We start from the raw sequence: 13,936 nt of genomic DNA on the forward strand, positions 1-13,936 counted from the left end.
TCTACCCTGGGCATTTGGGTAGCATAGCCTTTCACCATCAGACTCCGCGGTTTTCATGCGTATCCATGTTTCCTTCATCGATCGTGTCGGCATCACTCAGGAAGTGCTGGCGCTGCTCGGTGCGCGCAATCTCAACCTGGATGCCGTGGAGATGGTGCCGCCTAACGTCTATATCGACGCGCCAACCCTGAGCGCAGCGGTGCTGGAAGAATTGCGCGACGCCCTGCTCACCGTGGTGGGGGTCGAGGCGGTACGGGTGGTGGACATCCTGCCCGGCCAGCGGCGCAGCCTGCAGCTCGATGCGCTGCTCGCCGCCATGGCCGATCCGGTGCTGGCGGTAGATGGCGAAGGCCGCATCCTGCTGGCCAATCCGGCCTTCGCCGCCCTGGCCGGTGAGGACGCCGGCAGCACCCTGGCGGAGCTCTTCAACGACACTGAGCTACCGGTCGAGCTGTTGGCCCAGGGCTTTCGCCTGCCGCTGCGCGAAGTGGTGTTGCGCGGCCAGGCATTGTTGCTGGACGCCACCCCCATCGGCGAACCGGTGGGCGGCCTGGCCGGTGGCCTCTTGACCCTCTATGCACCCAGCCGTATCGGTGGACGCCTGTCGGCGCTGCGCCACGACACTCCCGAGGGCTTCGATTCCCTGCTTGGCGATTGCGCCGCCATTCGCACCCTCAAGGCCCGGGCCCAGCGCCTGGCGGCCCTGGAGGCACCGCTGTTGATCCTCGGCGAGACCGGCACTGGTAAAGAATTGGTGGCCCGTGCTTGCCACGCCGCCAGTGCCCGTCGCGACGCGCCCTTCCTGGCGCTCAACTGCGCCGCCCTGCCGGAGAGCCTGGCCGAGAGCGAGTTGTTCGGCTATGCCCCGGGTGCCTTCACCGGTGCCCAGCGGGGTGGCAAGCCGGGGCTGCTGGAGTTGGCCGACCAGGGCACGGTGTTTCTCGACGAGGTCGGCGAGATGTCGCCCTATCTGCAGGCCAAGCTGCTGAGATTCCTCTCCGATGGCAGCTTCCGCCGGGTCGGTGGCGCCCACGAGACGCGGGTCAATGTGCGCATCCTCGCCGCCACCCATCGCGACCTCCAGGCCATGGTGGCGGCCGGCACCTTTCGCGAGGACCTCTTCTATCGCCTCAACGTGCTCAGCCTGCAGGTGCCGGCGTTGCGCGAGCGCGGCCAGGACATCCTGCTGCTGGCACGGCACTTCCTGCAGCAGGCCTGCGCCCAGATCGGTCGCCCGCCGTGCCGCCTGGCACCGTCCACCTACGGCGTGCTGCTGGGCAACGCCTGGCCGGGCAACGTGCGCCAGTTGCAGAACATCCTCTTTCGCGCCGCGGCGATCAGCGAAAGCGGCCAGATCGATGTCGACGATCTGGATCTGGCCGGGACGGCGGTGGCCGGGCAGGTGACGACCGAGGTCAGTACCCTGGAAGCGGCCATGCAGGGCTTCGAGGCCGCGCTGCTGGAGCGGCTCTATCCGCAATACCCGTCCAGCCGCCAGTTGGCCGCGCGCTTGCAAACCTCTCATTCGGCGATCGCCATGCGTCTACGGCGCTATGGCATTCCACGGCGAGACTAGCGCCGTCGCTTCAAGTTTCATCAGCGCTGCCCGATAACGCTCAGACCACGTCGTGCTCGAACGGGGAGGGCGTCGTGACGAGCAAATTCTTGCAGTGCTTACTTCTCGGCCTGGCGCTGGTCTGCACCGGCGTTCGTGCGGACGCGTTGGAGGTGGTGACCGAGGACTATCCACCCTTCAGCCTGGTCCAGGCGGATGGCCGGGTGACCGGCTTCTCGGTCGAGCTGGTGCGGCTGCTGTTGGCCCGTGCCGAGCTCGTCGCCGAGCCCCAGGTCATGCCCTGGGCACGTGCCTTCGCCCAGGCCCAGGGACGACCCGGGGTCCTGATCTTTTCCCTGGCGCGCATCCCAGAGCGGGAGGCGCTGTTCGAGTGGGTGGTACCCCTGACCGAGACCAACCTCTGCCTGTTCAGCTGGCAGGGCCGCGTGCGCCCCTTGGCCAGCCTGGAGGCGGCCCACGGCCTGCAAATCGCCACGGTCAACGGCGATGCGGGGGAACGCATCCTGCTGGAGCGGGGCTTCACCGTCGGACGGGAGCTGCAGTCCGGCGCGCATTACAGTCTCAACCTGGAGAAATTGAAGGCCGGGCGGGTCGATCTGTGGGTCGCCAATCGGGCCGTGGTCGATCATCTGGCCCGCCAGGCCGGCTACGATCCTCGGCGGGATCTGGTGCCGGCCTATTGCTTGCCGTCCTATCCCGTGTACCTGGCGGCTAGCCTGAATACCGCTCCCGAGGTCGTGACGCGGCTGCGGGCCGCCTTCGTCGCCCTGCAGCAGGACGGCACGCTGGCCACACTTCAGCGGCGCTGGCTATGAAGGGCGTCCGTACGCACCGCTCGCTGGGCAATCGCCTGGCCCTGCTGACGGTGGTGTGCTGCCTGCTGTTTTCCGCGTTCACGGCTGGGCTGCGCACCTGGAACATCTGGCAGCAGAATCGCGTCGGCATGGATGCGGAGTTGCAACTCTTGCAACAGGTCTACCAATCGACGCTAGCCAAGGCCATCTGGGAGATGGACACGCCCTCGGTGCAGGCGCACCTGGATGGCGCGCTGCGCATCGCGTCGGTCGGCCGCATCGAATTGCGTCTGGTCGGTCGCGGCCAGGAGCCCGAGGTCCAATTCCGTCAGCGCGCCGACTGGTCCCCCTCGAGCCTGGCGCCCAGCCGGCAAGGCGAGCTGGTCTACAGTCCCTATCCTGGCGGTCACGAGGTGCTGGGCGAATTGTTCATCCAGGGCAATGAGAGCTTGCTCTGGCACGAGTTGCGCGACAGCGTGGCGGGTACCCTGCTGACCCAGCTCCTGCTCGCCCTGCTGCTCGCCGGCCTGGTCAGCCTGGCCTTCAATCGGCTGGTGACCCTGCACGTCCGCCGCATCGCCCGGCACCTGTCGTTGCTGTCGGCCGCCACCCTCGACAAGCCTCTCCGCCTGCAGCGGCCCGCCCGGCAGGACGAACTGGACCTGCTGGTGAGCGGCATCAATGCCCTGCAAGGCAATCTAGCGGGCTACCTGGCCCAACAGCATCGACATGAAGAGGAATTGGCCGCGCATCGCGATCGCCTGGCGGAACGGGTACAGGAGCGCACGGCGGAGCTCGAGGCGCTGGCGACGGCGCAGCAAACCATCCTGGGGCTGTCCAACCAACTGATCCATGCGCCTTACGAGCAGTTCGACCGGCGTTGCCAGGTCTGCCTGCAAGAGGTGGCGCAACGCCTGCGTGCGCGTCAGGCCTTCTGGTTCAAGCGCCGCGCCCCGGAATCGACCTATCGCCTGTACCAGGGTTGGTTCGGCGAGATTGAGCCGATGACCCTGGGCTTGAGCCTGCCGATCTCCTGCGCCCAGGCCCTGGAGGTCCTGTTGGAGCCGGAGGTGCCGCAGACCTTCGCCTCACCGAGTGCCCTCGTCAGCGTGCTCGGTGAGGCGGCTGAGCCGCTGCTGGCCCTGGGCAACGAAGCCCTGGCACTGGTCCATCTGCAGATCGCCGAAGACGAATACGGCTTGCTGCTCTTTGGCTGTGGGCTGGGCGGCGATTGGCGCACCGACGAACGTGCCCTGATCAACATGACCACCCAACTGCTCTTGCATGCCTCCCATCACCAGCTGCAACTGCGCGATCTGCTGGCGTCCCAGGAGGCATTGCGCAGCGCCAACGCGCGGCTGGAGCAGCTGTCGCGCAGCGACCCGCTCACCGGGCTGGCCAATCGGCGCTGCTTCGACGAGGCCGAGCACCTGGAATTTCGGCGCGCCCAGCGCTCGGGGCTACCGCTCTCGCTGCTGCTCTGCGATGTCGACTTCTTCAAGCGCTATAACGATACCTATGGCCATACCCAGGGCGACCTTTGCCTGCAACAGGTGGCGACCGCCATGCAGCAGGTCGTGGTCCGCCCGGGCGACCTGCTGGCGCGGATCGGCGGCGAGGAATTCGCGGTCTTGCTGCCTGCGACCGACCTCGCCGGCGCGGGAGAGCTGGCCGAGCGTCTGCGCCGGGCCGTGGCTGCGTTGGCGATTGCCCACGTCGGCTCCGAGGTCGCCGATCACGTCACCCTGAGCATCGGCTATGCCTCGCTGAACGCCGCAACTCTCGATTTCGCCGCGCTCATGGGCCAGGCCGACCGGGCGCTCTACCGGGCCAAGAGCCTGGGCCGTAATCGCAGTTGTCAGTTACCGGAGGACTTCTCCCCATGAGGTATCTGCTGCTGGCCCTGCTGATCCTGGCGTGGCGGCCTTTGGAGGCCGCCACGCTACGCGCCGTGACCGAAGACACCGCCTTTACCTGGATCGTCGATGGCCGGGTGAGTGGACCGGCGACCGCCGTGGTGGAACGCACCCTGGCAGTGGCGGGTATCGATGACTATAGCCTGGAGCTCTATCCCTGGGCCCGCGCCTATGACCTGGCACTGCACGAGCCGGCGGTACTGATCTATCTGATCGCCCGAACCCCGGCCCGCGAAGCTCAATTCCACTGGGTGGGGGAGATCACGCGCCTGCGTTACTACTTCTATCGGCTGGCGAGTCGAAACGACGTCCGGATCGAGCAGCTCGACGAGGCGCGCGCCTATCGCCTGGGCGTGATGCGCGACGACGTGCGCCACCAGTATCTGCAGCAGCTCGGCTTCCAGCGGTTGGTGGTGTCGGGCCAGCAACAGGACAATTTCAACCGCCTGCTCAGCGGCCAGGTGGATGCCCTGTTGCTACCGGAGCGAGATGCCGCCCACTTCTGCCAGGCGGCGGGCAGCGCCTGCCCAGGGTTGCAACGCCTGGCGGTGCTGGAGGAGCTCGATACCCCGCTGTACATGGCGTTCAGCGCGGCCACACCGGCGCCGCTGGTGGAGCGGCTGCGCACGGCGTTCGCGCAGCTCAAGGCCAGTGGCGAGGTCGCTCGGCTGCTGGAATAGCCGAGCGACCCCCGGCCGTCAACGCAGCACGTTGGTCTTGGCCAGGTCCAGCACCTCGCTGCCGCGGCCGCTCATCACCGCGCGCAGCATGTAGAGGCTGAAGCCCTTGGCCTGGGCGGCCTCGATCTTCGGCGGTAGCGACAGCTCCTGCTTGGCGATGCGCACGTCCACCAGGGCCGGACCGGGGTGGGCGAAGGCTTCCGCCAGGGTGGCGTCGAGCCGGCTGGCCGACTCCACCTTCCAGCCGCGTACACCGCAGGCTTCGGCGACCCGGGCGAAGTCGACGGCGGCGAGATCGGTGGTCTCGTCGAGCATGCCCGCGGCCTTCATCTCCATGGCGACGAAGCCCAGGGTGGCGTTGTCGTAGACGATCACCTTGACCGGCAGCTTTTCGCTGGCCAGGGTCGCCAGTTCGCCGAGCAGCATGGACAGGCCGCCGTCACCGGCCAGGGCCACCACCTGGCGATCCGGGAAGGCCGCCTGCAGGCCCATGGCCTGGGGCAGGGCGTTGGCCATGGAGCCATGGCTGAAGGAGCCGGCCAGCTTGCGCTCGAAGTTCATCGCCAGGTAGCGCGCCGCCCAGACGGTGGGGGTGCCCACGTCGCAGGTGAAGAGGGCGTCCGGCGCGGCCAGTTCGCTCACCCGGGTGGTGAGGTACTGAGGGTGCAACGGCTCGCCATCGGCGGTGGCGGTGGCCAGGTCATCCAGTTCGGCGCGGGTCTTGCGGTAGTGCTGCTGGGCCTTTTCCAGGAAGCGGCTGTGGCCGTTGGGCTGGAGTTTCGGCAGCAGGGCGTCGAGGGTGGCGCGGACATCGCCCACCAGGCCCTTGAGCAGCGGGGTACGTACGCCCAGGTGGGCACCGCGCAGGTCGATCTGCACCACCCGCCCGTGATCCGGGAAGAAGTTGCGATAGGGGAAGTTACTGCCCAGCATCAGCAGCAGGTCGCACTCCTTGAGCGCGTGATAGCCGGAGGAAAAGCCGATCAGCCCGGTCATGCCCACGCCGTAGGGATTCGCATACTCGATATGAGCCTTGCCACGCAGGGCGTGCACCACCGGCGCCTGCAGGCGCTCGGCCAGGGCCACCACCTGGGCATGGGCGCCGGCGCAACCGGCACCGCACAGCAGGGTGATGCGTTTCTCGCCGGCCAGCAATTTGGCCAGGGCGTCCAGTTCGGCCTCTGGCGGCACCACCACTGGGCGCACCGGCTCGCTCCACTGGACCTGCTGGGTGGGCGCCTCGGCCAGGGCCACGTCGCCGGAGATCACCACCACCGACACCGAACGGTTGAGGATGGCCGAGCGCATGGCGGTCTCGAGGATGCGCGGCAACTGCTCGGGATGGCTGACCACTTCGCAGAAGTCGCTGCAATCGCGGAACAGCCGCTCCGGGTGGGTCTCCTGGAAGTAGCCCAGGCCGATCTCGCTGGAGGGAATCTGGGCAGCGATGGCCAGGACCGGTGCGCCGCTGCGCTGGGCGTCGAACAGGCCGTTGATCAGGTGCAGATTGCCCGGGCCGCAGGAGCCGGCGCAGACGGTGAGCCGGCCGCTGATGTCGGCGGCGGCGCTGGCGGCGAAGGCCGCGGCTTCTTCATGCCGCACCCCGCGCCAGCGAATACGGTCGCGCTTGCGCAGGCTGTCGGTGAGGCCGTTGAGCGAATCGCCCGGCAGGCCCCAGATGGTCTCCACCCCGGCGGCTTCGAGGGTGGCGACGAGCAGATCGGCGACGGTTTTTACAGCCATGACAGAGACTCCAGGCAAGGGGTGGAAGAGGGCAGAGCCGCTTGGCAGAGGTCTTGTTGTGTTCCCTTGGGCCGGCGAAGCGGGGTGTAAGTTCGCGACCGTCTCGCCGTTTCGCCCGGTGAACGGTCGGCGCGCCCGTCACGTGGGCGGCGATAATCGTGCTCGACTCTCCCGCGACAAGGACCGTCCCTCGTGCTCTACGCCTACCTCGGCGGGTTTTCCGCCTTCCTGCTCTACCTGCTGTTGGCCTTGGCCATGCTCGGGCTGTTCTGCGTGCTCTACGCCTGGCTCACGCCGCACCGGGAGTGGCAGTTGATCCGCGCCAACGTGCCCGCCGCGGCCCTGGCCTTCGGCGGCAGCCTGCTCGGTTTCGTGCTGCCCCTGGCCGGCGCCATGCGGGTGGCGGTGAGCCTGACCGACTTTCTGATCTGGGCGGTGATCGCCCTGGTCACCCAGTTGCTGGCCTTCCAGCTGCTGCGCCTGGGCCTGCCCGGGCTGCCGCAGCGACTGGCGGCCAACGAGATGGCCAGCGGCATCCTCGCCGCCTGCTTCGCCCTCGCCGTGGGCGTGCTCAATGCGGCCGCCATCACCGGTTGAGGGCAGGCCATGAAACGCAGCAAACGCCTGCGCCTGGTACTGCTGGGCGCCACACCCCTGCTCGTGACGGGCTGCAGCGACAAACCGGAGACGGGCTATCTCTATCGGGACCCGCTCGACTGTCAGAGCGCCGGGGTATTCAAGGCCGGGCTGTGCGAGCAGGAATACGCCCGGGTGCTGGCCCTGCACGGGCAGATCGCCCCGCGCTATCGCTCCCAAGTCGATTGCGAGGCCGATTTCGGCGCCGGGCGCTGTCAGGCGGTCGATCAAACGTTCAGTGCCTATGCGCCGCCGCTCGCGGGCTATCTGCTGGGTACGGTGCCGGTCACCGCCACCGGTTCTCAGGGGCAGCGGCTGGAGTGGCTGGAACAGCACTTTCCCAGCGAGCCGCTCTACCAGGCGTTGGGTGACGACCATTTGCGCAGCAACTGCAACGAATACGTCGGGCGTCGCTCCGGGCCGCTGCTGGTCAGCACCGCCCTGACCCGGATCAGGCCGGCTCCCGTCGTCCAACGCGGCGGCTTCGGGCTCAAAGCCTCGGCGCTCTGCTCCCAGGGAGGCTAGGCCATGCAGCGCATCTCCTTCGCCGAACGCCCCGACTGGCGCCCGCAGGCCGAGGCCTTGGGCTTCGCCTTCCATACTTTCGACGGCGAACCCTATTGGGACGAGACCGCCGCCTACCGCTTCAGCCTGCGGCAGATCGAAGACGACATCGAGGCGCCCACCGCCGAGCTACACGAGTTGTGTCTGGACTTGGTGGACAGGATCGTCGAGCGCGAAGAGCTGCTGGAACGACTGCACATCCCGCGCTTCTTCTGGGAGCACCTGCGCATCAGTTGGCGCCGGCGCGAGCCCTCGCTCTATGGCCGGATGGACTTCTGCTACAGCGGCCAGGGCCCGGCCAAGTTGTTCGAACTCAATTACGACACCCCCACCTCGCTCTACGAGGCGGCCTATTTCCAGTGGCTGTGGCTGGAGCAGCAGCGTGAGCGCGGCGCCCTGCCGCCCGCCGCCGACCAGTACAACCTGATCCAGGAGCGGCTGATCGAGACCCTGGCCGACCTGGGGTTGCCGCAGCCGCTGTACCTGGCCGCGGTGCGCGACTCCCTGGAGGATCGCGGCACTGTCGACTACCTGCGCGACTGCGCCGTCCAGGCTGGCCTGGATACCCGTTTCCTGGCCATCGAGGACATCGGCCTGGAACGCTCGGGCACCTTCGTCGACCTCAATGGCCACTCCATCTTCAGCCTGTTCAAGCTCTATCCCTGGGAACACCTGCTGGAAGACGCCTTCGGCACGGCCATCCCCGCCAGTGGCACCCGCTTCGTCGAGCCGCCGTGGAAGGCGCTGCTGAGCAACAAGGGCATCCTGGCGTTGCTCTGGGAGCAGCACCCGGGGCACCCCAATCTGTTGCCCACCTATTTCGATGCCCGACCCAGCGCCGCTCTGGCACCGGGCTGGGTGCGCAAGCCGCTGTTCTCCCGCGAGGGCGCCAATGTCAGCCTGCACGCCCGTGACGGCCGCCGGGCAGCGGTGCCCGGCCCCTATGGCGGGCCGACCATCCGCCAGGCCTGCCAGCCCTTGCCGTGTTTCGACGGGCACTATCCGGTGCTGGGCAGTTGGGTGGTGGGCGATAGGGCCTGCGGTCTGGGCATTCGCGAGGATAGCTCACTGATCACCCAGGACAGCTCGCGCTTCTTGCCGCATTTCATCCTCGACTGAGGCCGGAAGCAGCGAAGTCATGCAGCAGGGCTGTCGGACCCAGGAGCTGGACTAAAACCGTATCGAATTCAATACGGTGTTTCTAAAGCGTTACGCGCATTCGCCTCACCTGGCTCGCTTGTAACGCTTTCGCTACACCTCAGAATGGTTAGCCCAAAGAAGCCCAGGTAAACCGGGGTTCCGCTCCTGGCACTCGGCTTGCACTACTCAGACCCATCTATCCACCGGGACGAACGTCCGCAGGAGTCTGCAATGGGTCTGCGCTACACCGAAGAACACGAATGGCTGCGTCAGGAAGCCGATGGCAGCATCACCGTCGGCATCACCGACTATGCTCAGGATTCGCTCGGCGATCTGGTCTTCGTGCAACTGCCGGAGCTGCGCAGCTATGCCCAGGGCGATGAAGTCGCGGTACTCGAATCGGTCAAGGCCGCCAGCAACATCACCATGCCGCTGGACGGCGAGGTCCTGGCCGTCAACGAGGCGCTGAATGATGCGCCCGAGACCATCAATAGCGATCCGCTGCAGGCCGGCTGGTTCTTCCGCTTCCAGCCCGCCAATGCCGAGGCCTTCGCCGCGCTGCTCGACGAAGCCGCCTATCAGCAACTGATCAAGGGGTAAGACCGCCATGTCGCTGCACGACACCCTCAGCACCGCCGACGAATTCGTCCCGCGCCACATCGGTCCGCGCGAGCTGGACGAGATCGCCATGCTCGACCTGCTCGGCTACGAGTCCCTGGACGCCATGACCGCCCAGGTGATCCCCGAGACCATCAAGGGCACCAGCGTGCTGGACCTGCCCGCCGGGCTGTCCGAAGCCGATGCCCTGGCCGAACTGCGCACCATCGCCGGCAAGAATCACCTGCTCAAGAGCCTCATCGGCCAGGGCTACTACAACACCCATACCCCGGCGCCGATCCTGCGCAACCTGCTGGAAAATCCGGCCTGGTACACCGCCTACACCCCCTACCAGCCGGAGATCTCCCAGGGTCGCCTGGAAGCCCTGCTCAACTTCCAGACGCTGATCGGCGACCTCACCGGCATGCCGGTGGCCAACGCCTCGCTGCTGGACGAGGGCACCGCCGCCGCCGAGGCCATGACCTTCTGCAAGCGCCTGGCGAAGAACAAGGCCAATGCCTTCTTCGCCTCCGTGCACTGCCATCCGCAGACCCTGGACGTCTTGCGCACCCGCGCTGAGCCCCTGGGCATCGAGGTGGTGGTGGGCGTGGAAACCGAGATCGAGGACCACGGCCGCTTCTTCGGCGCGCTGTTCCAGTATCCGATGACCACCGGCGAGATCCGTGACTACCGCGAGAGCATCCAGGCCTTCCAGGCCGCCGGTGCCCTGGTGGCCATGGCCGCCGACCTGCTGGCCCTGACCCTGCTCACCCCGCCCGGCGAACTGGGCGCTGACGTGGCCATCGGTACCGCCCAGCGCTTCGGCGTACCGCTCGGCTTCGGCGGCCCCCACGCGGCCTACTTCGCGACGCAAGACAAGTACAAGCGCGACATGCCCGGGCGCGTGGTCGGTGTGTCCATCGACCGCCACGGCAACCCAGCCTATCGCCTGGCCCTGCAGACCCGCGAGCAGCACATCCGCCGCGAGAAGGCCACCAGCAACATCTGCACCGCCCAGGTGCTGTTGGCCAACATCGCCAGCATGTACGCGGTCTACCACGGTCCCGAAGGCCTGACCCGCATCGCCACCCGGGTACAGCGCCTGACCGGCCTGCTGGCCGCCGGCCTGCAGCGTATGGGCCACCAGACCCAGAACACCGCCTTCGACACCCTGACCCTGGTGTTCGGCGCGCGCACCGCCGCCCTGCACGAGGCCGCCCGCGCCCGTGGCTATAACCTGCGCGACGTCAGCGCGGAAGCCCTGGGCGTGTCCCTGGACGAGACCAGCACCCTGGCCGACGTCCAGGCCCTGCTGGAGATCCTCGCCGATGGCCAGGCCGCCCCCCAGATCACCGAGCTGGGCGACGTCAGCGGCGTGGAGTTGCCGGAAGCACTGCGTCGCCAGTCGGCCTTCCTGACCCACCCGGTGTTCGCCAGTTATCGTTCCGAGACCGAGCTGATGCGCTATCTGCGCAAGCTTGCGGACAAGGACCTGGCACTGGATCGCACCATGATCCCGCTGGGCTCCTGCACCATGAAGCTCAACGCCGCCAGCGAGATGATCCCGGTCACCTGGGCGGAATTCGGCGGTATCCACCCCTTCGCGCCGGCCGACCAGACCCAGGGCTACGCCCAGCTCACCGCCGAGCTGGAGGCCATGCTCTGCGCCGCCACCGGCTACGATGCCGTCTCCCTGCAGCCCAACGCCGGCTCCCAGGGTGAGTACGCCGGCCTCCTGGCCATCCGCGCCTATCACCAGAGCCGCGGCCAGGGCGAGCGTGACGTCTGCCTGATCCCGGCCTCGGCCCACGGCACCAATCCGGCCACCGCCAGCATGGTCGACATGCGCGTGGTGGTGGTGGCCTGCGACAAGCGCGGCAACGTCGACCTCGACGACCTGCGCGCCAAGGCCGAACAGCACAGCGACCGCCTGGCCGCGCTGATGATCACCTATCCGTCCACCCACGGGGTATTCGAGGAAGCCATTCGCGAGATCTGCCAGGTGATCCACGACCACGGCGGCCAGGTCTACATCGACGGCGCCAACATGAACGCCATGGTCGGCCTCTGCGCCCCGGGCCAATTCGGCGGCGACGTCTCCCACCTCAACCTGCACAAGACCTTCTGCATCCCCCATGGCGGCGGCGGTCCGGGCGTCGGCCCCATCGGCGTCAAGGCGCACCTGGCGCCCTTCCTGCCCGGCCATGCCCACCTGGAACGCAAGGAAGGCGCGGTCTGCGCGGCGCCCTACGGCAGCGCCAGCATCCTGCCGATCTCCTGGATGTACCTGAAGATGATGGGTAGCGCCGGTCTCACCCGTGCCTCCCAGGTGGCCATCCTCAGCGCCAACTACATTGCCCGCCGCCTGGAAGAGCACTATCCGGTGCTCTACACCGGCACCAGCGGCCTGGTGGCCCACGAGTGCATCCTCGACCTGCGGCCGCTCAAGGACAGCAGCGGCGTGACCGTGGACGACGTGGCCAAGCGCCTGATCGACTTCGGCTTCCATGCCCCGACCATGTCCTTCCCGGTGGCCGGCACCCTGATGATCGAGCCCACCGAGAGCGAGTCCAAGCAGGAACTGGATCGCTTCTGCGACGCCATGATCGCCATCCGTGAAGAGATCAGCGCCCTGGAAAGCGGCACCCTGGACCCCCAGGACAACCCGCTGAAGAACGCGCCCCATACTGCGCGCGAACTGGCCGGGGAGTGGACTCACCCCTACAGCCGCGAGCAGGCGGTGTTCCCGCTGCCGAGCCTGGTGGACGGCAAGTACTGGCCGCCGGTGGCCCGTATCGACAACGTCTATGGCGATCGCAACCTGGTCTGCTCCTGCCCGCCCATCGAGGCGTACGGCGAGGCCTGAGCCCTCACCCCCGGCCCCTCTCCCTGGGGAAGAGGGGAGTAGCGCTGCAGCACTTTGCCAGGTCTGCGCAGTTGCGCAGGATGTCCAGGTGAAGCACCGCTCTTCCCCCTCTCCCCCAGGGAGAGGGCCGGGGTGAGGGAAGTCCCGAAGCACCGAGGTCGCGCCTCGCTCATCAGGCGAGCCCATTCAGATCACAGCTTCCTTGCTCTGGAGGACCGGAGCGCGGAAACCGCCACCCGACACGGAGCCCCACCATGTCCCTGCTCAAGACTTCGCTCCACGCGCTGCACCTGGAACTCGGCGCCCGCATGGTGCCCTTCGCCGGCTACGAGATGCCGGTGCAATACCCGCTCGGCGTGCTCAAGGAGCACCAGCACACCCGCGCTCAGGCCGGGCTGTTCGACGTGTCCCACATGGGGCAGGTACTGCTCGAAGGCGACGCGGCCGCCGAGGCCCTGGAATCCCTGGTGCCGGTCGACATCATCGACCTGCCCAGCGGCATGCAGCGCTATGCCCTGCTGACCGACGACAACGGCGGCATCCTCGACGACCTCATGGTCGCCAACCTCGGCGATTGCCTCTACCTGGTGGTCAACGCCGCCTGCAAGGAAGCTGACCTCGCCCACCTGGAAAAGCACCTCGGCGATCGCTGCCAGGTGCTGCCGCAATTCGATCGGGCCCTGCTGGCTCTGCAGGGCCCGGCCGCCGCCGCTGTCCTGTCGCGCCTGGCGCCGGAAGTGGCCGAGATGACCTTCATGCAGGTACGCCGCGTGAAGCTGCTGGACCAACCCTGCATCGTCAGCCGCAGCGGCTACACCGGTGAGGATGGCTACGAGATCTCGGTGCCCAGCGCCGCCGCCGAGACCCTGGCGCGCCGCCTGCTGGCCGAGCCGGAAGTCGAGGCCATCGGCTTGGGTGCCCGCGACTCCCTGCGCCTGGAAGCCGGTCTCTGCCTCTATGGCCATGACATGGACGCCGGTACCACGCCGGTGATGGCCAACCTCGGCTGGGCGCTGTCCAAGGTTCGTCGCGAAGGTAACGGCCGCGCCGGTGGCTTCCCCGGTGCCGAGCGCATCTTCGCCGAACAGCGCGACGGTGTGAGCCGCAAGCGCGTCGGCCTGCTGGTACAGGAGCGGGTGCCGGTACGCGAAGGCGCGGAACTGGTGGATGCCAATGGCGCCAGCATCGGTCGCGTCACCAGCGGCGGCTTCGGCCCGACCCTGGGCGCGCCGGTGGCCATGGGTTATGTCGACAGCGCCTTCGCTGCCCTGGATACCGAGCTGTTCGCCGTGGTGCGCGGCAAGCAGGTCCCGGTCAAGGTCGCCAAGACGCCCTTCGTGCCGCAGCGGTATTACCGCGGTTGATCTGAGTCCTTGAGTGTTGGGCTTCGCGCTGCTCAACCCAACCTACAGGAGCGTGACCCC

General features: G+C 67.6%; 11 protein-coding genes. 10 read left to right on the top strand and 1 reads right to left on the bottom strand.

What is annotated here, in order from left to right; genetic code table 11:
* Positions 1–55 precede the first annotated feature (55 nt).
* The 4 genes from FAZ11_RS14575 (at position 56) to FAZ11_RS14590 (ending at position 4,966) form a co-directional block, all read left to right on the top strand.
* Positions 56–1,576: a sigma-54-dependent transcriptional regulator gene (locus FAZ11_RS14575; RefSeq protein ID WP_058761713.1), complete on the top strand. Its 1,521-nt coding sequence runs from the start codon at positions 56–58 to the stop codon at positions 1,574–1,576.
* Positions 1,577–1,650: 74 nt separating this feature from the next.
* Entirely contained in the window at positions 1,651–2,391 is a 741-nt protein-coding gene (locus FAZ11_RS24685; RefSeq protein WP_058772103.1) for a substrate-binding periplasmic protein, read from the top strand.
* Positions 2,388–4,256, top strand: a complete 1,869-nt coding sequence (locus FAZ11_RS14585; protein ID WP_058772104.1) for a GGDEF domain-containing protein — start codon at positions 2,388–2,390, stop codon at positions 4,254–4,256. Before FAZ11_RS24685 ends, FAZ11_RS14585 begins: the two co-directional genes overlap by 4 nt.
* Positions 4,253–4,966 carry a substrate-binding periplasmic protein gene (locus FAZ11_RS14590; protein ID WP_058772105.1) on the top strand — a complete coding sequence of 238 codons (714 nt, stop codon included), beginning with the start codon at positions 4,253–4,255 and terminating at the stop codon, positions 4,964–4,966. The genes FAZ11_RS14585 and FAZ11_RS14590 overlap by 4 nt, the downstream gene beginning before the upstream one ends.
* An 18-nt stretch (positions 4,967–4,984) precedes the next feature.
* Here the strand turns inward: FAZ11_RS14590 and poxB are convergent, their stop codons facing one another.
* Positions 4,985–6,709, bottom strand: coding sequence for a ubiquinone-dependent pyruvate dehydrogenase (gene poxB, locus FAZ11_RS14595; protein WP_058772106.1), 1,725 nt, complete (start codon positions 6,707–6,709; stop codon positions 4,985–4,987).
* A 192-nt stretch (positions 6,710–6,901) separates the two neighbouring features.
* Here poxB and FAZ11_RS14600 point away from each other — a divergent pair, with 192 nt between their 5' ends.
* The 6 genes from FAZ11_RS14600 to gcvT all read left to right on the top strand — a co-directional run bounded on the left by FAZ11_RS14600 (position 6,902) and on the right by gcvT (position 13,876).
* Positions 6,902–7,306: a DUF350 domain-containing protein gene (locus FAZ11_RS14600; protein WP_058761708.1), complete on the top strand. Its 405-nt coding sequence runs from the start codon at positions 6,902–6,904 to the stop codon at positions 7,304–7,306.
* A gap of 9 nt (positions 7,307–7,315) precedes the next feature.
* On the top strand, positions 7,316–7,870 hold the full coding sequence (locus FAZ11_RS14605; RefSeq protein ID WP_058772107.1) for a DUF1190 domain-containing protein: 555 nt from the start codon (positions 7,316–7,318) through the stop codon (positions 7,868–7,870).
* Positions 7,871–7,873: 3 nt separating this feature from the next.
* A complete protein-coding gene (locus tag FAZ11_RS14610) occupies positions 7,874–9,028 on the top strand; it encodes a glutathionylspermidine synthase family protein (RefSeq protein ID WP_058772108.1) in 1,155 nt (384 codons plus the stop codon).
* A gap of 252 nt (positions 9,029–9,280) precedes the next feature.
* The gene (gene gcvH, locus FAZ11_RS14615) at positions 9,281–9,649 is read left to right on the top strand and encodes a glycine cleavage system protein GcvH (RefSeq protein WP_058772109.1); all 369 of its coding nucleotides are present in this window, start codon (positions 9,281–9,283) and stop codon (positions 9,647–9,649) included.
* Between the two features lie 7 nt (positions 9,650–9,656).
* The gene (gene gcvP, locus FAZ11_RS14620) at positions 9,657–12,512 is read left to right on the top strand and encodes an aminomethyl-transferring glycine dehydrogenase (protein WP_058772110.1); all 2,856 of its coding nucleotides are present in this window, start codon (positions 9,657–9,659) and stop codon (positions 12,510–12,512) included.
* Positions 12,513–12,766: 254 nt separating this feature from the next.
* Positions 12,767–13,876, top strand: coding sequence for a glycine cleavage system aminomethyltransferase GcvT (gene gcvT / locus FAZ11_RS14625; protein ID WP_058772111.1), 1,110 nt, complete (start codon positions 12,767–12,769; stop codon positions 13,874–13,876).
* Positions 13,877–13,936: the final 60 nt, after the last annotated feature.

The sequence above is a fragment of the Pseudomonas rhizoryzae genome (assembly GCF_005250615.1).
GTDB lineage: Bacteria > Pseudomonadota > Gammaproteobacteria > Pseudomonadales > Pseudomonadaceae > Chryseomonas > Chryseomonas rhizoryzae.

What these genes read in the sequence shown, in the direction of transcription:
- FAZ11_RS14575 (WP_058761713.1), top strand. Translation starts at nt 56, where the DNA reads ATGCGTATCCATGTTTCCTTCATCGATCGTGTCGGCATCACTCAGGAA.
- FAZ11_RS14585 (WP_058772104.1), top strand. Translation starts at nt 2,388, where the DNA reads ATGAAGGGCGTCCGTACGCACCGCTCGCTGGGCAATCGCCTGGCCCTG.
- FAZ11_RS14590 (WP_058772105.1), top strand. Translation starts at nt 4,253, where the DNA reads ATGAGGTATCTGCTGCTGGCCCTGCTGATCCTGGCGTGGCGGCCTTTG.
- poxB (WP_058772106.1), bottom strand. Translation starts at nt 6,709, where the DNA reads ATGGCTGTAAAAACCGTCGCCGATCTGCTCGTCGCCACCCTCGAAGCC.
- FAZ11_RS14605 (WP_058772107.1), top strand. Translation starts at nt 7,316, where the DNA reads ATGAAACGCAGCAAACGCCTGCGCCTGGTACTGCTGGGCGCCACACCC.
- FAZ11_RS14610 (WP_058772108.1), top strand. Translation starts at nt 7,874, where the DNA reads ATGCAGCGCATCTCCTTCGCCGAACGCCCCGACTGGCGCCCGCAGGCC.
- gcvH (WP_058772109.1), top strand. Translation starts at nt 9,281, where the DNA reads ATGGGTCTGCGCTACACCGAAGAACACGAATGGCTGCGTCAGGAAGCC.
- gcvP (WP_058772110.1), top strand. Translation starts at nt 9,657, where the DNA reads ATGTCGCTGCACGACACCCTCAGCACCGCCGACGAATTCGTCCCGCGC.
- gcvT (WP_058772111.1), top strand. Translation starts at nt 12,767, where the DNA reads ATGTCCCTGCTCAAGACTTCGCTCCACGCGCTGCACCTGGAACTCGGC.